General features: G+C 63.2%; 25 protein-coding genes. 12 read left to right on the top strand and 13 right to left on the bottom strand.

Going from position 1 to position 26,373, the window contains the following annotated elements; genetic code table 11:
* Positions 1–115 precede the first annotated feature (115 nt).
* Both E1748_RS13245 and E1748_RS13240 read left to right on the top strand, forming a co-directional pair.
* Entirely contained in the window at positions 116–820 is a 705-nt protein-coding gene (locus E1748_RS13245) for a pseudouridine synthase (protein ID WP_133647694.1), read from the top strand.
* A 233-nt stretch (positions 821–1,053) separates the two neighbouring features.
* On the top strand, positions 1,054–1,242 hold the full coding sequence (locus E1748_RS13240) for a hypothetical protein (RefSeq protein ID WP_133647693.1): 189 nt from the start codon (positions 1,054–1,056) through the stop codon (positions 1,240–1,242).
* 91 nt (positions 1,243–1,333) lie between these two features.
* Here E1748_RS13240 and E1748_RS13235 read toward each other — a convergent pair whose 3' ends face one another.
* Positions 1,334–2,359, bottom strand: coding sequence for an NAD-dependent epimerase/dehydratase family protein (locus tag E1748_RS13235; RefSeq protein ID WP_133647692.1), 1,026 nt, complete (start codon positions 2,357–2,359; stop codon positions 1,334–1,336).
* 68 nt (positions 2,360–2,427) lie between these two features.
* On the opposite strand from E1748_RS13235, the gene E1748_RS13230 reads away from it, so the two are divergent.
* From E1748_RS13230 to E1748_RS13220, 3 genes are all read left to right on the top strand, one after another.
* Positions 2,428–3,459, top strand: a complete 1,032-nt coding sequence (locus E1748_RS13230) for a CDP-6-deoxy-delta-3,4-glucoseen reductase (RefSeq protein WP_133647691.1) — start codon at positions 2,428–2,430, stop codon at positions 3,457–3,459.
* 300 nt (positions 3,460–3,759) lie between these two features.
* Positions 3,760–4,944, top strand: coding sequence for an acetylornithine transaminase (locus E1748_RS13225; RefSeq protein ID WP_133647690.1), 1,185 nt, complete (start codon positions 3,760–3,762; stop codon positions 4,942–4,944).
* Positions 4,945–4,961: 17 nt separating this feature from the next.
* Entirely contained in the window at positions 4,962–5,408 is a 447-nt protein-coding gene (locus E1748_RS13220; protein ID WP_133647689.1) for a GNAT family acetyltransferase, read from the top strand.
* A 136-nt stretch (positions 5,409–5,544) separates the two neighbouring features.
* On the opposite strand, the gene E1748_RS13215 is transcribed toward E1748_RS13220, so the two are convergent.
* The 7 genes from E1748_RS13215 to E1748_RS13185 all read right to left on the bottom strand — a co-directional run bounded on the left by E1748_RS13215 (position 5,545) and on the right by E1748_RS13185 (position 12,231).
* Positions 5,545–6,261 (bottom strand): ABC transporter ATP-binding protein, encoded by a 717-nt coding sequence (locus E1748_RS13215; protein ID WP_133647688.1) that lies wholly within the window; start codon positions 6,259–6,261, stop codon positions 5,545–5,547.
* The gene (locus E1748_RS13210) at positions 6,261–7,034 is read right to left on the bottom strand and encodes an ABC transporter ATP-binding protein (protein WP_133647687.1); all 774 of its coding nucleotides are present in this window, start codon (positions 7,032–7,034) and stop codon (positions 6,261–6,263) included. Before E1748_RS13210 ends, E1748_RS13215 begins: the two co-directional genes overlap by 1 nt.
* Positions 7,035–7,052: 18 nt before the next feature.
* Complete coding sequence (locus E1748_RS13205) at positions 7,053–8,222, bottom strand: ABC transporter permease subunit (RefSeq protein ID WP_133647686.1); 1,170 nt, start codon at positions 8,220–8,222, stop codon at positions 7,053–7,055.
* 16 nt (positions 8,223–8,238) lie between these two features.
* On the bottom strand, positions 8,239–9,189 hold the full coding sequence (locus tag E1748_RS13200) for a branched-chain amino acid ABC transporter permease (protein WP_133647685.1): 951 nt from the start codon (positions 9,187–9,189) through the stop codon (positions 8,239–8,241).
* Positions 9,190–9,416: 227 nt separating this feature from the next.
* Positions 9,417–10,253 carry a type 1 periplasmic-binding domain-containing protein gene (locus tag E1748_RS13195; RefSeq protein WP_133647684.1) on the bottom strand — a complete coding sequence of 279 codons (837 nt, stop codon included), beginning with the start codon at positions 10,251–10,253 and terminating at the stop codon, positions 9,417–9,419.
* 557 nt (positions 10,254–10,810) lie between these two features.
* Positions 10,811–11,770 carry a 4-hydroxy-3-methylbut-2-enyl diphosphate reductase gene (gene ispH, locus E1748_RS13190; protein WP_133647683.1) on the bottom strand — a complete coding sequence of 320 codons (960 nt, stop codon included), beginning with the start codon at positions 11,768–11,770 and terminating at the stop codon, positions 10,811–10,813.
* A gap of 5 nt (positions 11,771–11,775) precedes the next feature.
* A complete protein-coding gene (locus E1748_RS13185; RefSeq protein ID WP_133647682.1) occupies positions 11,776–12,231 on the bottom strand; it encodes an FKBP-type peptidyl-prolyl cis-trans isomerase in 456 nt (151 codons plus the stop codon).
* Positions 12,232–12,393: 162 nt separating this feature from the next.
* Here E1748_RS13185 and radC point away from each other — a divergent pair, with 162 nt between their 5' ends.
* The 4 genes from radC to nadB all read left to right on the top strand — a co-directional run bounded on the left by radC (position 12,394) and on the right by nadB (position 15,656).
* On the top strand, positions 12,394–13,212 hold the full coding sequence (radC, locus tag E1748_RS13180) for a RadC family protein (RefSeq protein WP_133647681.1): 819 nt from the start codon (positions 12,394–12,396) through the stop codon (positions 13,210–13,212).
* A gap of 243 nt (positions 13,213–13,455) precedes the next feature.
* Positions 13,456–13,689: a 50S ribosomal protein L28 gene (gene rpmB / locus E1748_RS13175; protein WP_133647680.1), complete on the top strand. Its 234-nt coding sequence runs from the start codon at positions 13,456–13,458 to the stop codon at positions 13,687–13,689.
* A 10-nt stretch (positions 13,690–13,699) separates the two neighbouring features.
* A complete protein-coding gene (gene rpmG / locus E1748_RS13170) occupies positions 13,700–13,867 on the top strand; it encodes a 50S ribosomal protein L33 (protein WP_133647679.1) in 168 nt (55 codons plus the stop codon).
* 190 nt (positions 13,868–14,057) lie between these two features.
* A complete protein-coding gene (gene nadB / locus E1748_RS13165) occupies positions 14,058–15,656 on the top strand; it encodes an L-aspartate oxidase (RefSeq protein WP_133647678.1) in 1,599 nt (532 codons plus the stop codon).
* A 103-nt stretch (positions 15,657–15,759) separates the two neighbouring features.
* Here nadB and nadA read toward each other — a convergent pair whose 3' ends face one another.
* The 5 genes from nadA to purN form a co-directional block, all read right to left on the bottom strand.
* Entirely contained in the window at positions 15,760–16,890 is a 1,131-nt protein-coding gene (nadA, locus tag E1748_RS13160; protein ID WP_133647677.1) for a quinolinate synthase NadA, read from the bottom strand.
* A 128-nt stretch (positions 16,891–17,018) separates the two neighbouring features.
* Positions 17,019–18,215 (bottom strand): DesA family fatty acid desaturase, encoded by a 1,197-nt coding sequence (locus tag E1748_RS13155; RefSeq protein WP_133647676.1) that lies wholly within the window; start codon positions 18,213–18,215, stop codon positions 17,019–17,021.
* 215 nt (positions 18,216–18,430) lie between these two features.
* Positions 18,431–19,813 (bottom strand): mechanosensitive ion channel family protein, encoded by a 1,383-nt coding sequence (locus E1748_RS13150; RefSeq protein ID WP_133647675.1) that lies wholly within the window; start codon positions 19,811–19,813, stop codon positions 18,431–18,433.
* 13 nt (positions 19,814–19,826) lie between these two features.
* A complete protein-coding gene (locus E1748_RS13145; RefSeq protein WP_133647674.1) occupies positions 19,827–21,086 on the bottom strand; it encodes an RsmB/NOP family class I SAM-dependent RNA methyltransferase in 1,260 nt (419 codons plus the stop codon).
* Positions 21,083–21,742 carry a phosphoribosylglycinamide formyltransferase gene (gene purN / locus E1748_RS13140; RefSeq protein ID WP_133647673.1) on the bottom strand — a complete coding sequence of 220 codons (660 nt, stop codon included), beginning with the start codon at positions 21,740–21,742 and terminating at the stop codon, positions 21,083–21,085. Before purN ends, E1748_RS13145 begins: the two co-directional genes overlap by 4 nt.
* 121 nt (positions 21,743–21,863) lie before the next feature.
* On the opposite strand from purN, the gene E1748_RS13135 reads away from it, so the two are divergent.
* From E1748_RS13135 to lspA, 3 genes are all read left to right on the top strand, one after another.
* Positions 21,864–22,859 carry a bifunctional riboflavin kinase/FAD synthetase gene (locus E1748_RS13135; protein ID WP_133647672.1) on the top strand — a complete coding sequence of 332 codons (996 nt, stop codon included), beginning with the start codon at positions 21,864–21,866 and terminating at the stop codon, positions 22,857–22,859.
* 157 nt (positions 22,860–23,016) lie between these two features.
* Positions 23,017–25,854 (top strand): isoleucine--tRNA ligase, encoded by a 2,838-nt coding sequence (gene ileS, locus E1748_RS13130; RefSeq protein WP_133647671.1) that lies wholly within the window; start codon positions 23,017–23,019, stop codon positions 25,852–25,854.
* Positions 25,854–26,354 (top strand): signal peptidase II, encoded by a 501-nt coding sequence (lspA, locus tag E1748_RS13125; protein ID WP_133647670.1) that lies wholly within the window; start codon positions 25,854–25,856, stop codon positions 26,352–26,354. Before ileS ends, lspA begins: the two co-directional genes overlap by 1 nt.
* The last annotated feature ends 19 nt before the right edge of the window (positions 26,355–26,373 follow it).

Here is a 26,373-nt window from a genome sequence, read left to right as displayed (position 1 = left end):
CGGTGTCGGCGGGGTATTAGCGTGACGGTCGGCGGTCGAGAGAGGCGCGACGTGTCCCGGGTAAAATGCGGGCGCGCATCACTGCACCTATCGCTCCAGCTGCCCTTCTCTCTTCATGAATCTCGAAAGCGTTCTCTTCACCCAGGGCTTCGGCTCGCGACGTCAGTGCCGCGCGCTGATCGCGGAAGGTCGCGTGGCGATCGACGGCATCGCATGCGACGACGCCGATGCGCAGATCGCAACCGACATGCTGACGTTCTCTGTCGACGGCACGCTCTGGCCGTATCGCGAGCGCGTGTATCTGCTGCTCAACAAGCCCGCGGGTTACGAATGCTCGCGCGATCCGCAACATCATCAGAGCGTATTCAGTCTGCTGCCGGCGCCGTTCATCACGCGCGGTGTGCAGTGTGTCGGACGGCTCGATCAGGACACGACCGGCTTGCTGCTGCTGTCCGACGACGGCCAGTTCGTCCACGCATTCACATCGCCGAAACGCAAGGTGCCGAAGACCTACATCGCGACGACGCGTCACGCGCTCGACGATGCGCAACTCGATGCGTTACGCGCCGGCGTGCTGCTGCATGGCGAAGCGAAACCGATCCAGGCCGTCGACGCACGCGCACGCGATTCGCACGTGCTCGAACTGAGCGTGCTCGAAGGCAAGTACCACCAGGTGAAGCGGATGGTCGCGGCGGCGGGTAATCGCGTCGACGCGCTGCATCGCGAGCGGATTGGTGGCCTCGCGTTGCCTTCGACGCTCGCCGAAGGGACATGGCAATGGCTCGACGATGCGCAGCTCGCGGCGTTGCGGGGCGGTTGAATCTCGCCGGGCTGAAATCGCGCTACACCAGGCCAGAATCCTTCAGGAAATTTACTGAGGGGGTAAACATCTAGCGCGCCCCAATTGCCGTGCAAAAGCCCGCCAGAGCAAGGCCCGGGGCCGATCGAGCGTCCGTTCGCGGCGCTTTCTCACTGCGCCGCAGCATGCCCTTACTGACCGTGCGCCCTATACTTGATTAACAAACATTACAAAGGAATCAAGGAGGGGGCGCCATGATAACTATCGGCAATTTTGAGATCTCGTTCGTGATGCTTGCGTTCACAGGTCTAGGCGCGATTCTGGTCGGTGGCTTGCTGACCGCGATGCATCTAAGGCATCAATATCATCCAAACCTGATCGGTGCGCTGATCGGTGCGATGCTCTGCTTCCTGCTACTCGAAGCACTGCCCGCATTGACGTGATGCATCGGCGCGGGAAGCGCCAACGTGTGATGCGTGATCGGGATCAGACGTCGCTGTCCGGCGACGTCGTTCGACCCTGCGCGCGCTGCGTCTAGATCTTTGTCCGGGTCTCGGTCCGCAGAAAATCGTCGACACTCGGATAACGCAGCCGCACCCGCAGCTCGCGCTTCAAACGCGTGTTGATGAGCCGGCGCGACTCGCGCATGAACGACAGCAGCATCGGATCGAGTTGCTGTTCCGCTTCATCGCGTGCGATGCGCGGTGCGCGTGCGAGTCCGTACGCATCGGCTACCCGATCGAAGTACGTTCCCATCTTCATCTCGCTGTCGTCCGACGCGTGAATCACGCGCGCGGTGCGACCGTGCGTCGTCATGCGGACGAGGATCGTCGCGAGATCGTCGGCGTGGATATGGCTCGTGTAGACGTCGTCCGCATCGATCAGCGCCGGGGTGCGCTTCTCGAGCCGCGCGAGCGGCAGACGGTTCGCCGCATAGATGCCGGGAATCCGCGCGATGCACGCACGCGCCGCGCCGCGAGCAGTTGCGCGCCGCAACTGGCGCTCGGCCGACACGCGCCGCAACGCGCGCGGATTGGCCGGCCGCACCGGCCGCGTCTCGTCGATCCGTGCGCCGCCGCAGTCGCCGTACACGCCCGTCGTGCTCGCGTAGACCACTTTAGGCGGGGTTCTCCACAGGGAAATCCGGGCTACCCCGTCGGGTACAATAGCGCCTGTTTCGCGCTCCATCTGCGCCATGCACAGGCGTCGCAAACGCGCCACCGGCACGCTCGCGGCAGCACGTGCGGGACTGGTCCGGCGGGTATTCAATGCGGCAAGCAATGCGCGCGTGCGGCGGTCGTCGTCGCCGGTTTTCTGCGGCGGCGCCAGGTGCAGTACAGTCGGCGCAAGTCCCGCGAGCCGCGCGAGCGAACGGCGCACGTCGAGGTCGCCGACCACCGGCGTCACACCGGCGGCACGCAGTTCGGCACATCGCGCGGGCTGGGTGGTCAGCGCGACGACGCGTGCGCGCGGTTGCAGTTGTTCGGCGCAACGCATGCCGACGTCGCCGCATCCGACAATCAGTACGCGCGGGCGGCGCAGTTTTCGTGTGACTTTCATGGTGGACGCATTGTAGCCGTCGCGAACGGCGCGCACCGATTACCGACTCTTCGATCTGATCTTTCTCTATGGCATTTAACGTCACGCTCCGGCAAAGCGGCCGGCAGTTTCAGGTGGAACCCGATGAACCCGTGCTGACCGCCGCGCTTCGCCAGGGCATCGGTCTTCCGTACGGCTGCAAGAACGGCGCGTGCGGTTCGTGCAAGGGCACGCTCGTCAGCGGCGAAGTCGCGCAGCGCGCGCATTCGTCGTCGGCATTGTCGAACGATGAAAAAACCCGCGGCATGGCGCTCTTCTGCTGCGCGACGCCGCTCACCGATCTCGAGATCGACGTCCGCGAAGTGGCCGGCGTCGGTGACGTGCAGGTGAAGAAGCTGCCGTGCCGCGTGAACGCGATCGAGCGCAAGGCCGACGACGTCGTCGTGCTGAAACTGCAATTGCCGGCGAACGAACGCCTGCAGTATCTCGCGGGCCAGTACCTCGAATTCATCCTGAAGGACGGCAAGCGCCGCAGCTATTCGATGGCAAGCGCGCCGCACAGCGAAGGTCCGATTGAACTGCACATCCGGCACATGCCCGGCGGCACGTTCACCGACCACGTCTTCGGCGCGATGAAAGAGCGCGACATCTTGCGCTTCGAGGCACCGCTCGGCACGTTCTTCCTGCGCGAAGACTCCGACAAGCCGATCGTGCTGCTCGGCTCGGGCACCGGCTTCGCACCGCTGAAGGCGATCATCGAACACGCGATATTCCAGCAGATCGACCGGCCGATGACGCTGTACTGGGGCGCGCGCCGCAAGAAGGATCTGTACCTGCTCGAGCTCGCCGAGCAGTGGGCGAAAGACGTGCCGAACTTCCGCTTCGTACCGGTGCTGTCCGAGCCGGACCCGAGCGATGCGTGGACCGGCCGCACGGGCTTCGTTCATCGCTCCGTCATCGAGGATCTGCCAGACTTGTCCGGCTATCAGGTGTACGCATGCGGTGCACCGGTGATGGTCGAGTCGGCGCAGCGCGATTTCACCCAGCATCACCGGCTGCCGGAAGACGAGTTCTACGCGGACTCGTTCACCAGCGCCGCGGATCTGGCGAACCCGGTCTGAAAGGGCCACGAAGAGGAAATCGACTCAGCGCGCGAAATTCATGGTTTACATGAGCGCGCGCGTTGTCGTATTCTTTCGCGCATGAACCGCATCCAGTCCGAACTTCGACGTCGCCGCTCGCCGTCCCCCTAGGGGCGCCGCTGGCTCGTCACGGATTCGCGCCGTTCAGGCGCACGCAGTTCGAATCATGAAAGCCACGGCATGCCGTGGCTTTTTGTATTTTTGTCTCACGTTTCGCTGTTCCTTGATTAACCGCCCTTTGCCGGCCCTTTCCATCCGCATCGCCTGGAGTCTGTCGCCATGAATTTCAATGAGTATCCGATCGAGTCGTTGATGTACATCACGAACCGGCCCGAAATCGTTTTCACGCATGGCAAGGGGTCGTGGATCTACGACAACGAAGGCAAGCGATATCTCGACTTCATCCAGGGCTGGGCCGTGAACAGTCTCGGCCACTGCAACGAAGGCATGATCGAAGCGCTGGACAAGCAGGCCCGTCAGCTGATCAACCCGTCGCCGGCGTTCTACAACGCGCCGATGGCGCAGCTCGCGAACCTGCTCACGGAGAACAGCTGCTTCGACAAGGTGTTCTTCACGAACAGCGGCGCGGAAGCCAACGAAGGTGCGATCAAGCTCGCGCGCAAGTGGGGCCGCAAATTCCGCGACGGCGCGTACGAGATCATCACGTTCGATCACAGCTTCCACGGCCGCACGCTCGCGACGATGTCGGCGAGCGGCAAGCCGGGCTGGGACACGATCTACGCGCCGCAGGTGCCGGGCTTTCCGAAAGCCGATCTGAACGACATCGAATCGGTTGAAAAGCTGATCACCGGCAAGACCGTCGCCGTGATGCTCGAACCGATCCAGGGCGAAGGCGGCGTGATTCCGGCGACCAAAGAATTCATGCAGCAGCTGCGCGCGCTGACAAAGAAGCACGGCCTCCTGCTGATCGTCGATGAAGTGCAGAGCGGCTGCGGCCGTGCCGGCACACTGTTCGCGTACGAACTGTCGGACATCGAGCCGGACATCATGACGCTCGGCAAGGGCATCGGCGGTGGCGTGCCGCTCGCCGCGCTGCTCGCGAAGAAAGAAGTAGAAGTGTTCGAGGCCGGCGATCAGGGCGGCACGTACAACGGCAATCCGCTGATGACGGCGGTCGGCTACTCGGTGATCTCGCAGCTCACGGCGCCCGGTTTTCTCGAAGGCGTGCGCGAGCGCAGCGAGTATCTGCGCACGAAGCTGCTCGAACTGTCGGAAGAACGCGGCTTTGCCGGCGAACGCGGCGAAGGGCTGCTGCGCGCGCTACTGCTCGGCAAGGATATCGGTCCGCAGATCGTCGAGAAGGCGCGCCTGATGCAACCGGACGGCCTGCTGCTGAACGCCGCGCGCCCCAACCTGCTGCGCTTCATGCCGGCGCTGAACGTGACGCGCGACGAGATCGACCAGATGCTCGCGATGCTGCGCACTGTGCTCGACTCGCTGTGATTGCCGGAGCGCCGTCGATGACCGACATCGTTTCGATCCGCTACTTCGATGCACGCGATACCGAAGCCGTGATCGCGTTGTGGCAACAGGTGTTCCCCGAGTACCGGAACCCGGACAAGCCGCACCGCGACCCGCGCCTGTCGATTGCGAACAAGCTCGCAACGCAGCCCGAGCTGTTCTTCGTCGCCGAACAGGAAGGACGTGTGATCGGTACGGTGATGGGCGGCTACGACGGCCATCGCGGCTGGCTGTATTCGCTCGCGGTCGATCCGGCGCAGCGCCGGCTCGGCATCGGCACGCAACTCGTCGCGCACGTGGAAGCGGCGCTGACCGCGCGCGGCTGTCCGAAGCTGAACCTGCAGGTGCTGTCGTCGCGTGCCGACGTGCGCGCGTTTTATGAGTCGATCGGCTATCGTGCCGATGAGGTGATCAGCTTCGGCAAGCGGCTCGGGGTGGCGGCCTGATTTTTTATAGTGTGATCGCGGCCTGCCTGCAACACTGCAGGCCGCAAAAGAAAAAGCCGCATGCGATTTTTTTCGCATGCGGCTTTTTCGTGCGCCGGAGCAAACAACCCAGGCACTCGCTAACGATCCAGCAGAATCACTCGCCCAGATACGCGGCGCGCACCTTCGGATCTTCGAGCATCTGCTTCGCGTCGCCGGACATCGTCACCGTGCCCGAGTCCATCACGTAGCCGCGATTCGCGGCCTGCAACGCGAGACGCGCGTTCTGCTCGACGAGCAGGATCGTGATCCCTTCCTTCGAGATTTCGCGCACCACTTCGAAGATCTTCTCGACCATGATCGGCGACAGACCCATCGACGGTTCGTCGAGCAAGAGCAATTTCGGCTTGCTGATGATCGCGCGCGCCATCGCCAGCATCTGCTGCTCGCCGCCCGACAGCGTGCCCGCGTATTGCGATGCACGCTCCTTCAGACGCGGGAAGAAGCCGAACATCCGGTCGACGTCCTTCTTGATGCCGTCGGTGTCGTTGCGCAGGTACGCGCCCATCTGCATGTTCTCGATGATCGACATCCGCGCGAAGATGCCGCGGCCTTCCGGCACCATCGCAAGACCACGCTTGAGCAGTTCATGCGCGGGGACATTGCGGATCGACTGGCCCATGTACTCGATGTCGCCGGCCGAATAAGGCTTCAGCCCGGTGATCGCTTTCATGGTCGTCGTCTTGCCCGCGCCGTTCGCGCCGATCAGCGTGACCAGCTCGCCCTGCGCGACCTCGAGGTCCACGCCCTTCACCGCCTGGATGCCGCCGTAGTTGACCTGCAGGCCCTTGATTTTCAACATTGCCGTAGCCATCAGTGGACTCCTGCACCCAGATATGCCTCGATCACCTTCGGGTCTTTCCGCACGTCCTGCGGCAGCCCCTGGGCGATCACCTTGCCGTAATCGAGCACTGTCATCTGATTGCACAGGCCCATCACCAGCTTCACGTCGTGCTCGATCAGCAGGATCGTCTTGCCGTCCGAACGGATCTTGTCGAGCAGTCTCGTCAGCTCGACCTTCTCCGTCGCGTTCATGCCGGCGGCCGGTTCGTCGAGTGCGAGCAGCTTCGGATCGGTCGCGAGTGCACGCGCGATCTCGAGACGCCGCTGGTGGCCGTACGACAGATTGCGCGACGTGTAGTCCGCGTACTGCGCGATGCCGACGTAGTCGAGCAGCTCAATCGCACGTTCCTTGATCTCGCGCTCTTCCCTGCGTTCAGACGGGGTCTGGAACACCGCGCCGATGAGTCCGTGGCGCGTGCGCACGTGGCGGCCGACCATCACGTTTTCCAGCGCGGTCATGCCACCGAACAGACGGATGTTCTGGAACGTACGCGCAATGCCGGCCTTCGCGACCTGGTACACCGCGGTCGGCGTGTAGTTCTCGCCGTCGAGCTTGAACTCGCCGGAATCCGGCGTGTAGAGCCCGGTGATCACGTTGAAGAACGTCGTCTTGCCGGCACCGTTCGGACCGATCAATCCGTAAATCTGCCCCGCATTGATTTCGATACCGACGTCGGACAAGGCTTGCAGCCCGCCGAAGCGTTTGTTGACGCCCTTGACGGACAGTCGAATGTTGTCGCTCATAGTGTCCTCTCTAGTCCGTTACGCACGCACCGGCTTCTTGCCGCTGCGCTTCGCGAACTTCGCGATCTTGTCTTCGTGCTTCGGCGACGGCCACAACCCTTCCGACCGGTACAGCATGATCAGCACCATCGCGAGACCGTACAGCAGCTGACGGATCACTTCGGTGTCGACGATCTGGTGACCGAAGATCGCGTTCTGCAGCGGACCCATCGTCGAGCGCAGGAATTCGGGGAACACGGACAGCAGCACCGCGCCGAGAATCACGCCGGGGATGTGACCCATGCCGCCGAGCACCACGCACGCGAGCACCACGACCGACTCCCAGAACGTGAACGATTCCGGCGACACGAAGCCCTGGAAGCCCGCGAACATCGCACCCGACAGACCGCCGAACGACGCGCCCATCGCGAATGCCAGCAGCTTCACGTTACGGGTGTTGATGCCCATCGCCTTCGCGGCGACTTCGTCTTCGCGGATCGCGGCCCATGCACGGCCGATACGCGAGTGCTGCAGACGCGTACAGACCCAGATCACCAGTAGCGCGCACAGCACGAACAGGTAGTAATACATGTACACGGTCGTGAACGTGAAGCCGAACAGTGTATGAGTCTGCGAAAGATTGAAGCCCGCGACGCGGATCGGATCGATGCCGGTGATCCCCTGCGGCCCGTTGGTGATGTTCACCGGACGGTCGAGGTTGTTCATGAAGATCCGGACGATTTCCCCGAAGCCGAGTGTCACGATCGCGAGGTAGTCGCCTCGCAGACGCAGCGTCGGCGCACCGAGCAGGATCCCGAAGAGGGCCGCCAGCGCCATCGCGACCGGCACGACCACCCAGATCGGTGCGTGCAGGCCGTTGGGGAACAGCGCGGCGATCCACGCGAACTGGGTGGTCAGATGCGGCGACGACAGCAGCGCCGCGACATACGCGCCGATCGCATAGAACGCGATATAGCCCAGGTCGAGCAGGCCGGCAAAGCCGACCACCACGTTGAGGCCGAGCGCGAGCATCACGTACAGCATCGCGAAGTCGAGCACGCGGACCCAGTAGTTGCCGCCGACAGCGCCGATGACCATCGGCGCGGCGAGCACCATCACCGCGATCACGATGCCGACGATGAGGGTTTTGGCCGCGTTCTTCTCGGGAATGAGCGTCGTGGACGGCTCGATCGGTTGAATGGACGTCATTTTGCCTGTCTCCTTCTTACGCTCGATCCGCAAGGCGTTCGCCGAGCAGACCCGACGGACGGAACACCAGCACGATGATCAGCACGACGAATGCGAACACGTCCTGATAGTTACTGCCGAACACGCCGCCCGTCAGATTGCCGATATACCCCGCACCCAGCTGTTCGATCAGCCCGAGCAGCACCCCGCCCACCATTGCGCCGCCGAGATTGCCGATACCGCCGAGCACCGCCGCGGTAAAGGCCTTGAGACCCGGGATGAAGCCCATGTAGAAGTGCGCGTTGCCGTACTCGGACGCGATCATCACACCGGCCAGCGCGGCGAGCGCGGAGCCGATCATGAAGGTCGCCGAGATCACGAAGTTCGGGTTCACGCCCATCAGGCTCGCGACGCCGGGATTCTCGGCGATCGCCCGCATCGCGCGGCCGAGCTTCGTCTTGTGAACCAGCAGCAGCAGACCGGCCATCACGAGGAACGCGACGACGATGATCACGATTTCGGTCATCGATATCACGGCGCCGGGCGTCGTGTCGGTGGCCTTGATCACGTTGATCGGATCGGTCGGCAGCAGTTGCGGAAACGGCAGCGGGTTGCGCGACCAGATCATCATCGCGAGCGTCTCAAGCAGGATCGATACGCCGATCGCGGTGATCAGCGGTGCGAGACGCGGTGCCTTGCGCAGCGGCCGGTACGCAATCCGTTCGATCGCATAACCGACCACGGCGCAGACCACGGCGGCAATCACCAGCGCGATGATGAGCGTCGGCACATTGCCTAGCCCGGGGAAATGGTTATGCAGGACTCCGATGGCCGACAGCGCCACCATTGCGCCCACCATCAGGACGTCGCCGTGAGCGAAGTTGATGATGCCGAGAATCCCGTAAACCATCGTGTAGCCCAGTGCGATGATGGCGTAGACGCTGCCAAGCACCAGTCCATTGAGGATCTGCTGGATGAAAATATCCATTTAAAGCTCCTTAGCCCGTGCGACTGGATTCACGTTCGTCATCGGCCGGTGGGCGGCGATGAGTCGGGGAATCGCAACGGCACTGCGGGTACTGATGTAAAAGACCGGTAAGGGTTATCCGCTCCCGTCGCGCCGTGCGACCGGGGTGCGGTCGCGGGCTTGCCGTCAGCGGATGCAAAAACGGCACCGTGGGATGGTTCGGTGCCGTCACGTTGGTACGTCCCGTCTTACATCTTCACGGCGTCGAGGACCGCTTTCTTGCCGTCCTTGAAGTCGTAAAGCGTAATCGCGCCTTCTTTCGAAGCGCCGTTGTCTTCGCCTGCGATAGCGGTGAACGACATCGCAGCGAGTACCCCGTGCGCCTCGATCGAGCGGGCGCGCTTCATTGCATCGACGTTCGCGTGCAGGGCGTCGTACGCGAACGGCGCGTCAATCCGCGCCGGCATGTGAATGCGGTTGCCGGACTTCTTTTCGAAACCGGCTCCCTTGTCCATAGTCGAAAGCGCGAATCCTGCTTTCAAACGGATCAGGTTCTGCGCGGCGAGATTCGCCGGCTCCCCTACCTTGTCGGTACACACGCCGTCGCCGCCAAGGATTTGTGCCCCGATGCCGGGTGCCGCCTGCTTCGTAAACGGCTCGCCCGGCGCGTTCATTCCGCCGGACAGAATCCCGTCCGGCTGAGCGCTGCTGATCTTCGTGAGGACGGCGCGGTCGTTCGTCGCTTGATACGCAACGTTGTCCTGCGCCGCTTGCGGAGCGATCACGCCGTGCCGCGCATCGGGTTGCAACCCGATGCAGCGATCGTCGACCGTCCGACCCTGTGCGTTGATTTGTTCGACCGCCAACCGCGCCCCATTTTCGTTGTCGTTGCCGAGATGCGCGATGGGCTCCGTCAAAAGAGCCGCATGGCCGATCTTCACCACCGTCGCACTGCCTGCCGGCACTGCCGCAGCCATCGCCGTCGACACACCGTTACCCGCTTCGCCATCACTTTTCTTGCCGCATGCGGTCAACAGTGCAACCGCGGCTGCGACGGACTCCGCGTGAGCAAACCTGACTCGCATTGACTGGTCTCCTGCGCCTTGCAAAATCCGATATTCCAAGGCCCACAGGGCTTCAGAACGCGCGCATTGTAACTCCAATTATGCGGCGGCCAATATATTGAGCCGGCAGGGTTTTCCTGCATTGCAACCTGATTTTGAGACTCAACTCCGGATATCAGTGCAACCTGGTTGCGCCTGCTTTTCGCGCATCAGTTGCACCGTGCCGGAGATGATCGTCATCAAGTGTTGCGGCCGCGTCCGGCGGAGTCGCGCGCCTGTTGAAGCGAACTCGCTCTGAACCAATGCTTCCATGGGCCGGAGTTTCAGCCGCCAAAAATCCAGTGAACAGCCGATTTATACGAAAATGGGGATCGAGTGAGTTGAAAGGCGCTGAAATAATCGTGTTTGCTTCAAAAATGAAGGCTGCAAACGCCTGTCGAAGTGTCCTTTTTGATGATGCGCCCCTTAATTTTTTCATCGCCTTTACAGGCTTCAAAGCGGCAACGGAGAGCGAAGGCCAATAAAAAAGCGCGCCGAAGCGCGCTTGATCATTTGTCGAAGTTGCCGATCCGTGCGGGTCAGGCTGGCAAACCCAGCCCGCGCGGCAGCGGAAACGCGATGTTTTCCTCGATGCCTTCGAGCGCACGCACGTTGCGCACGCCGAGTTCGTGCAGCCTGGCGATCACCGCCTGCGCGAGCACTTCGGGCGCGGACGCGCCGGCCGTCACGCCGATGCGTCGCTTGCCGACGATCCACGCGGGGTCGATCTGGGTCGGCGAGTCGACCATATAGGCGGGAATGCCGCGCTTCTCGGCCACTTCGCGCAACCGGTTCGAATTCGAGCTGTTCGGGCTGCCGACGACGATCACCACGTCGCACTGCGGCGCCATGAACTTCACGGCGTCCTGACGATTCTGCGTGGCGTAGCAGATGTCCTGCTTCTTCGGCTCGCGGATCGACGGGTATTTCGACTTCAGCGCGCCGATGATTTCGGCGGCGTCGTCGACGGACAGCGTGGTCTGCGTGACGAATGCGATCCGCTCCGGGTCCGCGAGCGACAGTGCCTGCACGTCTTCGATATCTTCAACGAGGTACATGCCCTCGCCCGTCTGCCCCATCGTGCCTTCCACTTCGGGATGGCCCTTGTGGCCGATCATCACGATGTCGAAGCCGTCCTGACGCATCTTCGCGACTTCGATGTGCACCTTGGTCACGAGCGGACAGGTCGCGTCATACACACGCAGCCCGCGCGATTCCGCCTCGCTGCGCACCGCCTTCGACACGCCGTGCGCGCTGAAGATCACGGTATTGCCGGCGGGCACCTCTTCGAGCTGCTCGATGAAAATCGCGCCCTTCTTGCGCAGGTCTTCGACGACGTACGCGTTGTGGACGATCTCGTGTCGTACGTAGATCGGCGAACCGTGCAACTGAATGGCGCGCTCGACGATCTCGATCGCCCGGTCGACGCCGGCACAGAATCCGCGCGGCTGCGCCAGCAGGATTTCGGTTTCGGCGAGGGTCGTGTCCGTGGTGCTCATGATATTTACAGAATCCCGATGATTTTCACTTCGAACGCCAGCGGCTGGCCGGCGAGCGGGTGATTGAAATCGAACAGGGCGGACGTTTCGCCGACTTCTTTCAGCACGCCCGCGTAGCGTCCGCCGCCAGGTGCATTGAATTCGACGAGATCGCCCGGCGAAAAATCCTCACCGATCATGCTGTTTTCGCGCAGCGTCGCGAGCGACACGCGCTGGATCAGCTCCGGATTGCGCGGACCGAATGCGGCACCGGGCGCTAGCTGAAAGGTCGAGTGGTGGCCCACCTTCAACCCCAGCAGAATGTCTTCGAGCGGCGGAGCCAGTTGCCCCGCGCCCAATAGCAACGTCGCCGGCTTGTCGGCGAACGTATTGATGATGTCGGCGCCATCGGCGAGAGAAAGCCGGTAGTGAAGCGTCACGTGCGAACCGGCTTTCACTTCGGAAATGTCGATGATGCTCATGCGGTACTCATTCAGTCAGGACGCGCCGTCGGCGCTGTCGATGCATACGGCGCGCGCAATGCGGCGCGACGCGCAAAGGCGTCATTGTAAACCACATATCCCACCCCGGCCGTGCGCCCGTCGCCGCACGCTGGACATCGCCCCTACTCACAAGGGTCACGTATGAACGACAACCTCCATTTGCATGAAGACGCCACGGTCGACACAGTGACCGACGCGTCGGCCACCGCGGTCACTACAGTGGCGGCTGTCCGGAGATCCGCCACTGTGGTGTCAATCAGCAGCCCACCCGCCCCTGCGACTGCACGCCGCACCCGCAAGCCCGCCTATCGCGACATGCCGCGCGAGCGCCTGCTCGAAGCGGGGCCCGGCTCGTTGACGGACGTCGAACTCATTGCGCTGGTACTCGGCTGCGGGCTGCCCGGGCAAAACGTGCTCGAACTCGCCCGCGCGCTGTTGTCCCGCTTCGGCTCATTGCGCGCGATGCTCGATGCGACACCCGGCGATTTCGGCGGGATTCGCGGCATCGGGCCGGCCAAGACCGCGCAGTTGCTCGCCATTCTGGAAACCGCGCGGCGCGCGCTCGCCGAAAAAATCCGCGAACGTCCACTGATTGACTCACCAGAAGCAGTTGAGGATTATCTCCGGCTGCTGATCGGCACACGTCCGTATGAAGTGTTCGTCAGCCTGTTTCTCGATGCGCGGCACCGGCTGATCCGCTCCGAGGAGAGTTCGCGAGGCTCGTTGACGCGCATGGCGGTGTATCCGCGTGAAATCGTCCGGCGGACGCTTGCGTTGAACGCGGCCGGGCTGATCGTGGCGCATAATCACCCGTCCGGCGCGGTCAAACCGAGCGCCAGCGACCGGCGGCTCACCCGCATGCTGCGCGAAACGCTGGCGCTGATCGACGTGCAGTTGATCGATCATTTAATTGTCGGCGCGCAGGAGACGTTCTCGTTTGCCCGCGCGGGCCTGTCGTGAGCCTTCGCCGCCCCACAGACACCATGTTTAGCGACCAGGCCGCCCGCTTCCGGTCCGCAAATAAGGTTTGATTTTTCGGCTTTTTTTCTGCTAGAATCGCGGTTTGCTTCTTTCCAACCCCTGTTCTGAAGCTGATCGAGGTCTTCCGAAAACCTTGAGAAAGTGCCGATTATCGGTGCCTTCGCTTTCCGGAAACTTTCGCAGCATTCGAACTCAGAATTTAAGCGTATTAGGAGTGCTCTCATGGCACGCGTATGCCAAGTAACTGGGAAAGCGCCGATGAGCGGCAACAACGTTTCCCACGCGAACAACAAGACCAAGCGTCGTTTCCTCCCGAATCTGCAAAACCGCCGTTTCTGGGTTGAAACCGAAAACCGTTGGGTGCGTCTGCGCGTTTCGAACGCCGGCCTGCGCCTGATCGACAAGAACGGCATCGACACCGTGCTCGCAGATCTGCGCGCACGCGGTGAAGTGTAAGGAGTAAATCATGGCCAAGGGCGCACGCGACAAGATCAAGCTGGAATCGACTGCAGGCACGGGTCACTTCTACACGACGACGAAGAACAAGCGCAACATGCCGGAAAAGATGGAGATCTCGAAGTTCGATCCCGTCGCCCGCAAGCATGTGGCGTACAAAGAAACCAAGATCAAATAATCCTGGTTTCTGCTGTATCGAAAAAAGCCCCGCTTCTGCGGGGCTTTTTGTTTTCTCGTTCGCGTTTTCTAGTTCACCTCCTCTCACACTTTCCCTCGCCCGCCCCCGCGCGTATGCTCTTTCGTTCGTCGGGACGCGCGGCACGCAGTCACACTCGTCGCAATAACAGCAAGAGACGGAGAAGCAGCGGATGAATTTCGATGTGGCGATTGTCGGCAGCGGGCTCGCAGGTCTGAGTGTCGCGCTGAATCTGGCGGAAACGCGACGTGTCGCGGTGATCGCAAAACGCTCGTTGACCGAAGGCGCGAGCGACTGGGCACAAGGCGGCATTGCGGCCGTGCTCGATTCGACCGACAGCGTCGACAATCACGTCCGCGATACGCTCGTCGCCGGCGCAGGTCTGTGCGACGAAGCAGCGACGCGTTTCATCGTCGAGCACGGCCGCGCCGCGATCGACTGGCTGATCGCGCAAGGCGTGCCCTTCACGAAAGACGACGCCGCCGAGCTTGGCTTCCATCTGACCCGCGAAGGCGGCCACAGCCATCGCCGCATCATTCACGCCGCCGACGCGACCGGCCACGCGGTCGTCGCGACGCTCAGCGAACAGGTACGGCGCCATCCAAACATCACACTGCTCGAGGATCACTACGCGATCGACCTGATCACGTCGGACCGACTCGGTCTGCCCGGGCGTCGCTGTCACGGCCTGTACGCGCTCAACCTCGCGAACGGCCGCACCGTCACGATCGAAGCGCCGCACACGGTGCTCGCCACGGGCGGCGCCGGCAAGGTCTATCTCTATACGACGAACCCCGACACTGCGACCGGCGACGGCATCGCGATGGCATGGCGCGCCGGCTGTCGCGTGTCGAACATGGAGTTCATCCAGTTTCATCCGACCTGCCTGTTCCATCCGTACGCCAAGTCGTTTCTGATTTCGGAAGCGGTGCGCGGCGAAGGCGGCGTTCTGAAGCTGCCCGACGGCACGCGCTTCATGCCGGCCCACGACGAGCGCGCCGAACTCGCCCCGCGCGACGTCGTCGCGCGCGCGATCGACTTCGAGATCAAGAAGCGCGGCATCGACTGCGTGTATCTCGACATCAGTCATCAGCCGACGGCGTTTCTCGAAGAGCATTTTCCGACGATCCTCGCGCGCTGCCGCGAGTTCGGCATCGACATCACTAAAGAGCCGATTCCGGTCGTGCCGGCCGCGCACTACACGTGCGGCGGTGTCGTCACCGATCTGGCCGGCAGGACCGACCTCACCGGTCTGTATGCGGTCGGCGAGACGTCGTGCACCGGACTGCACGGTGCGAACCGGCTCGCGAGCAATTCACTGCTCGAATGCATCGTGATCGGCCGCTCGGCCGCCGCCGCAATCGAGGAAGAAGGTTTCTGCGGCGCGGCCCATGCACCGCTGCCGGACTGGGACGAAAGCCGCGTGTCCGATCCCGACGAAGAAGTGGTCGTCGCGCACAACTGGGACGAACTGCGTCGCCTGATGTGGAATTACGTCGGGATCGTGCGAACCGACAAGCGGCTCGCGCGCGCGAAACATCGTCTGTCGATGCTGCGCGACGAGATCCACGAGTTCTACGCGAACTTCCGCGTGAGTCGAGACCTCCTCGAGCTGCGCAATCTGGTCGACGTTGCATCGCTGATCGTCGACAGTGCGCGCTCGCGACGCGAAAGCCGCGGGCTGCATTTCAGCCGCGACTGGCCAGCTACGTTGCCGAAGGCGCTACCGACAGTGTTATCGCCGGAGCGAGTACGCAACCGCAACCTCTGACGCACTCGAACAAAAAAGGCCATCGCAAAATGCGATGGCCTTCTTCCATCCAATGATGAAACGCGCGAACGTGTACGGCCTACGCGTCAACGAGACACAAACATCACGCGGCCCCAACGTTCGAAAACAACGCACCATCGCGCGCCAGATCTCCACTCGTCTGCACCCGCTTCTTATGACGTGCGGCGAAGTCGAGCATCCAGTCGATCGGAAGCTTCGCGCGCTCGCCGATAGCCGGATCGACGAAAATCTCGTTATGACCGCGCTCAAGCACGTCGGCGAGATTGGCGAGTCCGTTCATCGCCATCCAAGGACAGTGCGCGCAACTCTTGCACGTCGCGCTGTTGCCCGCAGTCGGTGCCTCGATGAACGTCTTGCCCGGTGCCGCGAGCCGCATCTTATGCAGGATGCCGAGGTCGGTCGCGACGATGAAATGCGTCGCGTCGAGCCGCTGTGCCGCGTCGATCAGCTGAGTCGTCGAGCCGACCACATCGGCCAGCGCGACGACGCCCGCTGGCGACTCCGGATGCACGAGCACTTTCGCGTGCGGATATTCGGCGCGCAGCAGATCGAGCTCGATGCCCTTGAACTCGTCGTGCACGAGACACGAGCCCTGCCACAGCAACATATCCGCGCCGGTCTTGTTCTGGATGTAGCCACCCAGATGACGGTCCGGCGCCCACAGAATCTTCTCGCCGCGCGCATGCAGATCGGCGACGATCTCGAGACCAATCGACGACGTCACCATCCAGTCCGCGCGTGCCTTCACCGCCGCGCTCGTATTCGCATACACGACCACCGTGCGGTCCGGATGTGCATCGCAGAATGCGGAGAATTCGTCGGCGGGACAACCGAGATCGAGTGAACACGTGGCGTCGAGATCGGGCATCAGGATGCGCTTGCCCGGGCTCAGGATCTTCGCGGTCTCGCCCATGAAACGCACGCCCGCGACGACCAGCGTCTGCGCGTCGTGATCGCGGCCGAAGCGCGCCATCTCCAGCGAATCGGCAACGCAGCCGCCGGTTTCGTCGGCGAGTTCCTGCAGTTCGGCATCAACGTAGTAGTGCGCGACAAGCACGGCTTTCTCGCGCACCAGCAGCGCACGGATACGTGCTTTAAGCGCGGCCCTTTCTTCCGCCGACGGCGCATCGGGCACCTTCGCCCACGCTTCGCCTATACCGCACGTCAGTCCCTGCGGCCGATCGTATTCGACACTCCTGATCATCTGATTCATGAGTCACCTCTGCACTGCGCAGCCGGCAGCGCAACGTGCATTGTGCGCAACGTGCGGGCGGCCACCAAAAGAAAAAACCCCGCCAACGCGGGGTTTTTTGACGTGCTGAAATTCTAAAGGATTTCTGCTCAGGCGTAGCGGCGCAGTCGCGTCGCGAATTCCTGCAGCGCCTTGATGCCGCTCTGTTCGGCGCGATGGCACCAGTCCTGCAACTGCACGAGCAGCTGTTCGCGCGATGCGTTCGAACGCTCCCACATCGAAGCCAGTTCGCTACGCAGTTCGATATACGTGCGCAGCTTCTGGCTGTTCGCGAAGATCTGCGGCAGCTGACGCTTCTGTGGTTCGTCGAGACCCGACTCTTCCTTGTGGAACCAGCCGCGCGCGCTGCGCATCAGCTGATACTTTTCACGCGCGCCCACTTCCTTCAGATGCGCGAGTTCCTGGCGATACGCACGCTTGAGCGCCTTCCCGTAGCTCGCCATCACTTCATAGCGATTGGCCAGCACGGCCTGCAGCGTGTCCTGGTCGAGCACGAGCTTGCCGGTCGACAGACGCGGCGTCGGTGCGATCTTCTTCACCTTCGCGAGACGGAACGCGGACAGGATGCGGATATACATCCAGCCGATATCGAACTCGAACCACTTGTTCGACAGCTTCGCGGACGTCGCATACGTGTGGTGGTTGTTGTGCAGTTCTTCGCCGCCGATCAGGATGCCCCACGGGAAAATGTTGGTGCTCGCGTCGGCCGAGTTGAAGTTGCGGTAGCCCCAGAAGTGCGCGAGACCGTTAACCACGCCGGCGGCCCAGAACGGAATCCAGATCATCTGCACGGCCCACACGCTCAGACCGACGATACCGAACAACGCGACGTCGAGGACCATCATCAGGCTGATGCCGAGAATCGGGTACTTCGAATAGACGTTGCGTTCCATCCAGTCGTTCGGCGTGCCGTGACTGAACTTGCGCATCGTCTCTTCGTTCTTCGCTTCGCTGCGATAGAGTTCGGCGCCTTCCAGCAGCACCTTCCAGATGCCGCGCGTCTGCGGGCTATGCGGGTCTTCTTCGGTTTCGCACTTCGCGTGGTGCTTGCGGTGAATCGCGGCCCACTGGCCAGTCAGCATGCCGGTGGTCGTCCACAGCCAGAAGCGGAAAAAGTGACTCACTGCCGGATGCAGATCGAGCGCGCGATGCGCCTGGTGACGATGCAGATACACCGTCACGCCGATGATCGTCACGTGCGTCATCGCCAGTGCGAACAGCACGATCTGCCACCACGAGAAGTGCAGCAGGCCATGGGCCAGGAAATCAAGCGAGGAGTTCAGCAAGGTCGTTTACCTGTGGCTCGAAAAAACATCCGTACGAGACGGGTGTCAAGAAAGGGTGTCAAGAAAGTGAAAGCATACGTCGGGGATTGGACGGCATTTTACTAGAACCGTTCCAAGTCTTTGTAACAAATGGGGATTTTTTTGTTATGTATCAAGGGCGGAACGCCTGCGCAGAATAAAAAAACCGCCACGCCCAGGCGCCCGCGCCGCACGCATCAACGCGCAGCCGGCTCCGGCGGGGCGTTGCCCGGCGGACTCGCTTCATTCGCAGCCGCGCCGGTCATAGTTACCGCCTGCGACAGGATGTCGCTGCCCCCGCCGACGATGCGCACTTCGCGCTGCGCATACGGGATCGAAATGCCGTGTTCGACGAACAGCCGCCAGATGTTGCGGTTCACCGCCGAGCGCACCGACGACGTGCCGGTCGCCGCATCTTCGATCCAGAAACCGAGTTCGAGATTGATCCCGTCGGAACCGAAGCTCACGAGATATGGCGTCGGCACGGGCTCCTGCAGCACGCGGCTCACGCCCTGCGTCGCTTCGACCAGCAATGCCATCGCGTGCTCGACGTCTGACGTGTAGGCCACCTGCACCGCGGCCTTCGCATAGCCGCGCGTCAGATACGACGACTGGTTCTGCACGACGTCGGTGATCAGCTTCTCGTTCGGGATCAGCGTTTCGTTGCCGTCGAGCCCGCGCACCACCGTATAACGCGTGCGGATCTGCGTGACCATGCCCTGCAGACCGCCGACGTTGATCGTGTCGCCGAGCCGCAGCGAGCGGTCGATCAGGATGATGAAGCCGGACACATAGTTGCTCGCGATCTTCTGCAAGCCGAAACCAAGCCCGACACCGAGCGCACCGCCGAACACACCGAGCACCGTGATGTCGATGCCGACCAGCGACAGACTGATCAGCACCGCGGCCAGCATGAAGAGCGCCCGGCCGACGCGCGCGAGCACCACCTTCAGGTTCGCATCGAGTGTTTTCGACCGCATCAGCCGGTCTTCGAACGTTGAGCCGAGCCACATCGCGACGATCATCGTCACGCACACCCACAGGAGGCCGGTGACGAGCGACAGCAGCGTCATGTGCGTATTCGCGACGGGAAAACGCACGCTCGCCATCCAGCCGATCATGTCGTCTTGGATGCCCATCACGGTTAGCACCATGCCGACCCACACCACGATCGACACGAACTTCTCGAACAGGAACAGCCACACGTGCGTCTGCCCGTCCGAGCCGAACACGCGCCGCGCGACGTAGAACGCGATGTAGATCAGCGCGATCCCGAACAGCGGCACGAGTGCGAGATCGAGCAGCGCCGTGTGCATGAACGGGCTCGCGATCGCCCGCGCGATCGACACGAGCACGCCGCCGAGCAACGGAAACAGCGCCCGATTCAAACTCTCCGCGCCGAAGCGCACCGCCTGATAGCGACTCTCGCGACGTCGCTCGAGCAGCCCGCGCAGCTGGCGTGCAAGCAGCCACGCGAGCAGCAGCATGCCGATCAGCAAGCCGCTCTGCCACAGCATCACGGGCTGACCAAAATCGCGCCCGAGATCGCCGAACATATGAGGGAAAGCGCGGTTTGGCATCGGGTCGTGCGGATCAGCCGCGACGTTCCAGCACGGCGGCGAAGAAACCGTCGGTCGCATGGCGATGCGGCCACAGCGACAGATAGTCGCCGGTGTCCAGATCGATGCGCTGCTCGGCGAGCACATCGCGTGCGGGCACCAGCGCGAAGTCCGGGTGATCCGCGAGGAACTGCTCGACGATCGCTTCGTTCTCCGCGTCGAGCACGCTGCACGTCGCGTAGATGAGCCGGCCGCCCTTCTTCACGAGACGTGAAGCGCTCGCGAGAATCGACGCCTGCTTCGGCGTCAGTTCGGCGATCGATTCGGGCGTCTGCCGCCACTTCAGATCGGGATTGCGGCGCAGCGTGCCGAGCCCGCTGCATGGCGCATCGACCAGCACGCGATCGATCTTGCCGGCAAGCCGCTTGATCTTCGCATCGTGCTCGCTGTCGATCAGCACCGGGTTCACGTTCGACAGACCGCTGCGCGCGAGCCGCGGCTTGAGTTTCGCGAGACGCCGGTCGGAGATGTCGAATGCGTACAGCCGACCGGTCGAGCGCATCATCGCGCCGAGCGCGAGCGTCTTGCCGCCGGCACCCGCGCAGAAGTCGACGATCATCTCGCCGCGCTTCGGCGCGACGATCGAGCACAGCAACTGGCTGCCCTCGTCCTGCACCTCGATCCAGCCATCCTGGAACGCGTCGAGCTTCGTCAGCGGCGGCTTGCCGATCACGCGCACGCCGAACGGCGCGAACGGCGTTGCGCCCGCTTCGATGCCGGCCTTGCCGAGCGCGTCGAGCACCTGATCGCGGGTCGCCTTCTGCGGATTGGAACGCAGATCGAGCGGCGCCGGATAATTCACCGCAGCGGCCAGCTGTGCGAGTTCTTCCGGCGAGAAACGCTTGCCGAGCGCCTCGCAGATCCAGTCGGGCAGATTCATCCGGATGCGCAGCGGCAGGCTCTCAGGATCGATCTTCGCGACGTGTTCGAGCCACGTGCTCTCGGCTTCCGACACGAACGGCTTCAGCGCGGTGCGGCCGGCCGTCTGCATCAGGCCAAGCAGCGCGAGGCGTCGCGCGGGACTGCCGGTGCCGCTCTCGGCCAGATGCGCGAACTCCATCCGACGGCGCAGCACGGCAAACACCGCTTCGGCAATCACGCCGCGCTCGCCGTGCCCAAGCTTCGGATGCGCGCGAAAGAAGCGGCTGGTCGCGGCATCGGCGGGGCCGGCGAACTTCAATACGTCGGCGAGCAACGTTTCGGTTTGTCCAATCAGAAATCCATGCAGTCTCATGCGCCCTCCCCGGCGTGGCTGGTCGATTCGGTGAAGAGCCATTGCGGCTCGGGTGGCGTCAGCACGACGCGCAGTCCGTCGAGCGCAAGACGCCCTTCGACGAACCAGCGCACCGCGCGTGGATAAAGAATGTGTTCGACAGCGAGTACACGCTCAGCGAGCGCGGCGGCATCGTCGCCGGCCTGCACGGGAATCGCTGCCTGCGCGACGATCGGACCATGATCCAGTTGCGGCGTGACGAAATGCACCGACGCGCCGTGCAGATGCACGCCCGCGTCGAGCGCCTGTTGATGCGTCTTCAAACCGGGAAAGCACGGCAGCAGCGACGGATGGATATTCAGCATGCGGCCCGCGTAACGCTCGACGAAACCGGTCGTCAGCACGCGCATGAAGCCCGCGAGCACGACGAGGTCAGGCGAGAAACGGTCGATTTCCGCGGCGAGCGCAGTGTCGAAAGCGCTGCGGTCAGCGAACTGGCGGTGGTCGACGACCGCCGTGGCAATGCCTTGCGACGCCGCGAACGCAAGGCCCGCGGCGTCGGGACGGCTCGCAATCACGGCGGCGACCTGCGCCGGCCAGCGATCGCGCGCGCATGCGCGAACGATCGCTTCCATGTTGCTGCCCCGCCCCGAAATCAGGATAACGAGTTTTTTCATCCGCGGATTTTATCATCCGGGAGGGGCCCGAACCGCGCAGCGAAGCCGTGTCGGGCCTGTAGCGTTTATAATCGTTCGTTTTGCGGCATTGCAGCCGCGCCAATCGACGCCCCCCGCTATCGTGAGAGTTTTCCGCGGTCTTCCCAATGCCGAAAGCCGTGCGCCATGCGCATTGACGATCGGCAATTTCGACGGTGTCCACCGCGGACATCAGGCGTTGCTCGCGCACGTGCGCGCCGCCGCCGATGCGCGCGGACTGCCCGTCTGCGTGATGACCTTCGAGCCCCACCCGCGTGAATTCTTCAACCCGGCCGGCGCGCCGCCGCGCATCGCGATGCTGCGCGACAAGCTCGAGGCGCTGCGGATGAACGGTGTCGATCGTGTCGTTGTCGAGCATTTCAACCAGACCTTCGCGAGCCAGTCGCCGGATACGTTCGTCGAACGGATTATCGTCAACGGGCTGCACGCGCGCTGGGTGATGATCGGCGACGACTTCCGCTACGGCTCGAAGCGCGCCGGCGATTTCGCGTCGCTGAAGGCGGCAGGCAACCGGTACGGCTTCGAGGTCGAACAGATGGCGACGGTCGCCGATCCGTCCGGCGCGCGCATCTCCAGTTCCGGCGTGCGCGCTGCGCTGGTCGCCGGCGATCTCGATGCGGCACGCGCAGCGCTCGGCCGCGAATACGTGATCAGCGGCCACGTCGTGCACGGCATGAAGCTCGGACGCGACCTCGGTTTCCCGACGCTGAACCTGCCGATCGCGCACAAGCGTCCGGCACTCGCGGGCATTTTCGTCGTGCGTGTGCACGGCGTCGAAGACAAGCCGCTGCCGGGCGTCGCAAGCCTCGGCCTGCGGCCCACCGTCGACGACTCGGGCCGCGTGCTGCTCGAAGTGCATCTGCTCGACTGGCACGGCGACGCATACGGCAAGCTCGTGCGCGTCGAATTTTTGAAGAAGCTGCGCGACGAAGAGAAGTACATCGACCTCGAAACGCTGACGGCGGCCATCGCCCGCGACGTCGACCATGCGCGCGAGTGGTTCGCCGCAACGGGCGACGCATCGCCGGGCAGTCGCTCGACGGGTTTCGCCACCTCGGCCACCGACCGAATTAGTTAGCCGGGTGGACCGCGCCGGCGCAGTGTCCGTAAGCGCCCGCACGGTCCGTTCGCCGCATCCGGCAACGCTCGCACATCATGCGATCCGCCGCCGGATGTTCCGCGCAGCACGACAGCGCCGCGCGGGCCGCACTTACCGTATCTAACCCGACCTCATCATGAGCAACAAGAAAGCCGATTCGAAACCGCAGGCCCGCTACCCGGTCAACCTGCTCGACACGCCGTTTCCGATGCGCGGCGACCTGCCGAAGCGCGAGCCGCAGTGGGTCCAGGAGTGGCAGGAAGGCAAGCTCTACGAGAAGATCCGCGAAGCGTCGAAGGGACGCAAAAAGTTCATCCTGCACGATGGGCCGCCGTACGCGAACGGCGACATCCACCTCGGCCACGCGGTGAACAAGATCCTCAAGGACATGATCGTCAAGGCGCGCAATCTCGCGGGCTTCGACGCGGTCTACGTGCCGGGCTGGGACTGCCACGGCATGCCGATCGAAATCCAGATCGAAAAGCAGTTCGGCAAATCGCTGCCGGCCGCCGAAGTGATGGAGAAAGCGCGCGCGTACGCAAGCGGCCAGATCGAGAAGCAGAAGGCAGGCTTTCGCCGCCTTGGCGTGCTCGGCGACTGGGACAACCCGTATCGCACGATGAACTTCACTAATGAGGCCGGCGAAATCCGCGCGCTCGCGAAGATCATCGAGAAGGGCTACGTGTTCCGCGGCCTGAAGCCGGTGAACTGGTGCTTCGACTGCGGCTCGGCGCTCGCCGAAGCGGAAGTCGAATACAAGGACAAGACCGATCCGACGATCGACGTGCTGTTCCCGTTCGCCGATCCGGAGAAGACCGCGCGTGCGTTCGGCCTCGCGGCATTGCCGCGCGCCGAAGGCGGCATCGTCATCTGGACCACGACGCCGTGGACCATCCCCGCGAACCAGGCGCTGAACGTGCATCCGGAAGTGGTCTACGCGCTCGTCGATACGCCGCGCGGTCTGCTGATCTTCGCTCAGGAGCGCGTCGAAGCGTGCCTGAAGGACTTCGAGCTGACCGGCAACGTGATCGCGACCGCGCCCGGCGAAAAGCTCGCGAACCTGCGCTTCCATCACCCGCTCGCGTCCGCGCATCCGGGCTACAAGCGCACGGCGCCGGTGTATCTCGGCGAGTACGTGACGACCGAGACCGGCACCGGTATCGTCCATTCGTCGCCAGCCTATGGCGTCGAGGACTTCGTGTCGTGCAAGGCGCACGGCATGGCCGACTCCGACATCATCAATCCGGTGATGGGCGACGGCCGCTATATCGAATCGCTCGCGCTGTTCGGCGGTCTGTCGATCTGGGCCGCGAATCCGCAGGTCATCGACGCATTGCGTAACGCCGGCACGCTGCTACGCAGCGAGAAGTACACGCACAGCTACATGCACTGCTGGCGTCACAAGACGCCGATCATCTATCGCGCGACGTCGCAGTGGTTCGCGGGCATGGACGTGAAGCCGAACGACAGCGACCGCACGCTGCGCGAAACCGCGCTCGCGGGCATCGAGGCGACCGCGTTCTATCCGTCGTGGGGCAAGCAACGTCTCTTCTCGATGATCGCGAACCGGCCCGACTGGACCTTGTCACGTCAGCGGCAATGGGGCGTGCCGATGGCGTTCTTCGTGCACAAGGAAACCGGCGAGCTGCATCCGCGCACGCTCGAACTGCTCGAACAGGTCGCACAGCGTGTCGAAACCGGCGGCATCGAAGCGTGGCAGACGCTCGATCCGCGCGAGCTGATCGGCGACGACGCGAACCTGTACGAGAAGAACCGCGACACGCTCGACGTCTGGTTCGATTCGGGCACGACGCACTGGCACGTGCTGCGCGGCTCGCACAAAGACTCGCTGCAGTTCCCGGCTGACCTCTATCTCGAAGGCTCGGACCAGCATCGCGGCTGGTTCCATTCGTCGCTGCTCACTGCGTCGATGCTCGACGGCCGGCCGCCGTACAACGCGCTGCTCACGCACGGCTTCACCGTCGACGGCGAAGGCCGCAAGATGAGCAAGTCGCTCGGCAACGGGATCGATCCGCATGAAGTGGCGAACCGGTTGGGTGCGGAAATCATCCGGCTGTGGATCGCATCGACCGACTATTCCGGCGAGCTCGCGATCTCCGAGGAAATCCTCAAGCGCGTGACGGAAAGCTATCGACGTATCCGCAACACGCTGCGCTTCCTGCTCGCAAACCTGTCGGACTTCGACTTCGCCGCGCACGCGCGCCCGGTCGACGAATGGCTCGAGATCGATCGCTACGCGGTCGCGCTGACGTCCGCGCTGCAGACCGACGTGCTCGCGCACTACGACCGATACGAGTTCCATCCGGTCGTCGCGAAGCTGCAGACGTTCTGCTCGGAAGATCTCGGCGGCTTCTATCTCGACGTGCTGAAAGACCGTCTCTACACGACCGCGCCCGACTCGACCGCGCGCCGTGCCGCACAGACCGCGCTGTATCACATCGCGCACGGGCTGCTGCGGATCATGGCGCCGTTCCTGTCGTTCACCGCCGAAGAAGCATGGAAGATCTTCCAGCCGGGCAACGACACGATCTTCACCGGCACGTATCACGTGTACCCGCAGGTCGAGGACAGCGCCGCGCTGATCGACAAGTGGGCGCTGCTGCGCTCGGTACGTAGCGATGTCACGAAGGCTCTGGAAGAAGCGCGCGTCGCGAACCTGATCGGTTCGTCGCTGCAGGCCGAAGTCGAGATCCGCGCGAGCGGTGCGCGTCACGATGCGCTCGCGAGCCTCGGCGCCGATCTGAAGTTCGTGCTGATCACGTCGGCGGCGACGGTCGTGCGTGTGGACAGCGAAGCCGACGAAGGCGTCGAAGTGATCGCGTCGAAATACCTCAAGTGCGAGCGCTGCTGGCACTACCGCGCGGACGTCGGCGAGAACGCCGAACACCCGACGCTGTGCGGGCGCTGTATCAGCAATCTGTTCGGCAGCGGTGAAACAAGGAGCGCGGCATAATGGCCAAAACCCTGTCGAAATCGGGCGGCGGATCGCTCGCACCGTGGCTGGGCGTCGCACTGATCGTGATCCTGTTCGATCAGTTGACGAAGATCGCTGTCGCGCGCGTGTTCGAGTACGGTCGCCCGTATGAACTGACGCCGTTCTTCAACCTGCTGCTGGTGTTCAACCGCGGCGCGGCGTTCAGCTTCCTCGCGGCTGCCGGCGGCTGGCAGCGCTGGGGCTTCACCGCGCTCGGCATCGTTGCGGCGCTCGTGATCTGCTATCTGTTGAAGCGGCACGGCACGCAGCGGCTGTTCTGTGCGGCGCTGTCGCTGATTCTCGGCGGTGCGCTCGGCAACGTGATCGACCGGCTGATGTACGGCCACGTGATCGACTTCCTCGATTTTCACGTGCGCGCATGGCACTGGCCGGCGTTCAATCTCGCCGACAGCGCGATCACGATCGGCGCAGCGCTGCTCGTGTTCGACGAGCTGCGGCGCGTGCGCGGCTCGCGTTGACCGTGTTTCAAAGCCGGCG

Origin of the sequence: Paraburkholderia flava, from assembly GCF_004359985.1 — a bacterium.
Classification (GTDB): Bacteria; Pseudomonadota; Gammaproteobacteria; order Burkholderiales; family Burkholderiaceae; genus Paraburkholderia; species Paraburkholderia flava.
This window is presented reverse-complemented; position numbering and strand designations above follow the sequence as displayed.

What these genes read in the sequence shown, in the direction of transcription:
- E1748_RS13245 (WP_133647694.1), top strand. Translation starts at nt 116, where the DNA reads ATGAATCTCGAAAGCGTTCTCTTCACCCAGGGCTTCGGCTCGCGACGT.
- E1748_RS13240 (WP_133647693.1), top strand. Translation starts at nt 1,054, where the DNA reads ATGATAACTATCGGCAATTTTGAGATCTCGTTCGTGATGCTTGCGTTC.
- E1748_RS13235 (WP_133647692.1), bottom strand. Translation starts at nt 2,359, where the DNA reads ATGAAAGTCACACGAAAACTGCGCCGCCCGCGCGTACTGATTGTCGGA.
- E1748_RS13230 (WP_133647691.1), top strand. Translation starts at nt 2,428, where the DNA reads ATGGCATTTAACGTCACGCTCCGGCAAAGCGGCCGGCAGTTTCAGGTG.
- E1748_RS13225 (WP_133647690.1), top strand. Translation starts at nt 3,760, where the DNA reads ATGAATTTCAATGAGTATCCGATCGAGTCGTTGATGTACATCACGAAC.
- E1748_RS13220 (WP_133647689.1), top strand. Translation starts at nt 4,962, where the DNA reads ATGACCGACATCGTTTCGATCCGCTACTTCGATGCACGCGATACCGAA.
- E1748_RS13215 (WP_133647688.1), bottom strand. Translation starts at nt 6,261, where the DNA reads ATGGCTACGGCAATGTTGAAAATCAAGGGCCTGCAGGTCAACTACGGC.
- E1748_RS13210 (WP_133647687.1), bottom strand. Translation starts at nt 7,034, where the DNA reads ATGAGCGACAACATTCGACTGTCCGTCAAGGGCGTCAACAAACGCTTC.
- E1748_RS13205 (WP_133647686.1), bottom strand. Translation starts at nt 8,222, where the DNA reads ATGACGTCCATTCAACCGATCGAGCCGTCCACGACGCTCATTCCCGAG.
- E1748_RS13200 (WP_133647685.1), bottom strand. Translation starts at nt 9,189, where the DNA reads ATGGATATTTTCATCCAGCAGATCCTCAATGGACTGGTGCTTGGCAGC.
- E1748_RS13195 (WP_133647684.1), bottom strand. Translation starts at nt 10,253, where the DNA reads ATGCGAGTCAGGTTTGCTCACGCGGAGTCCGTCGCAGCCGCGGTTGCA.
- ispH (WP_133647683.1), bottom strand. Translation starts at nt 11,770, where the DNA reads ATGAGCACCACGGACACGACCCTCGCCGAAACCGAAATCCTGCTGGCG.
- E1748_RS13185 (WP_133647682.1), bottom strand. Translation starts at nt 12,231, where the DNA reads ATGAGCATCATCGACATTTCCGAAGTGAAAGCCGGTTCGCACGTGACG.
- radC (WP_133647681.1), top strand. Translation starts at nt 12,394, where the DNA reads ATGAACGACAACCTCCATTTGCATGAAGACGCCACGGTCGACACAGTG.
- rpmB (WP_133647680.1), top strand. Translation starts at nt 13,456, where the DNA reads ATGGCACGCGTATGCCAAGTAACTGGGAAAGCGCCGATGAGCGGCAAC.
- rpmG (WP_133647679.1), top strand. Translation starts at nt 13,700, where the DNA reads ATGGCCAAGGGCGCACGCGACAAGATCAAGCTGGAATCGACTGCAGGC.
- nadB (WP_133647678.1), top strand. Translation starts at nt 14,058, where the DNA reads ATGAATTTCGATGTGGCGATTGTCGGCAGCGGGCTCGCAGGTCTGAGT.
- nadA (WP_133647677.1), bottom strand. Translation starts at nt 16,890, where the DNA reads ATGAATCAGATGATCAGGAGTGTCGAATACGATCGGCCGCAGGGACTG.
- E1748_RS13150 (WP_133647675.1), bottom strand. Translation starts at nt 19,813, where the DNA reads ATGCCAAACCGCGCTTTCCCTCATATGTTCGGCGATCTCGGGCGCGAT.
- E1748_RS13145 (WP_133647674.1), bottom strand. Translation starts at nt 21,086, where the DNA reads ATGAGACTGCATGGATTTCTGATTGGACAAACCGAAACGTTGCTCGCC.
- purN (WP_133647673.1), bottom strand. Translation starts at nt 21,742, where the DNA reads ATGAAAAAACTCGTTATCCTGATTTCGGGGCGGGGCAGCAACATGGAA.
- ileS (WP_133647671.1), top strand. Translation starts at nt 23,017, where the DNA reads ATGAGCAACAAGAAAGCCGATTCGAAACCGCAGGCCCGCTACCCGGTC.
- lspA (WP_133647670.1), top strand. Translation starts at nt 25,854, where the DNA reads ATGGCCAAAACCCTGTCGAAATCGGGCGGCGGATCGCTCGCACCGTGG.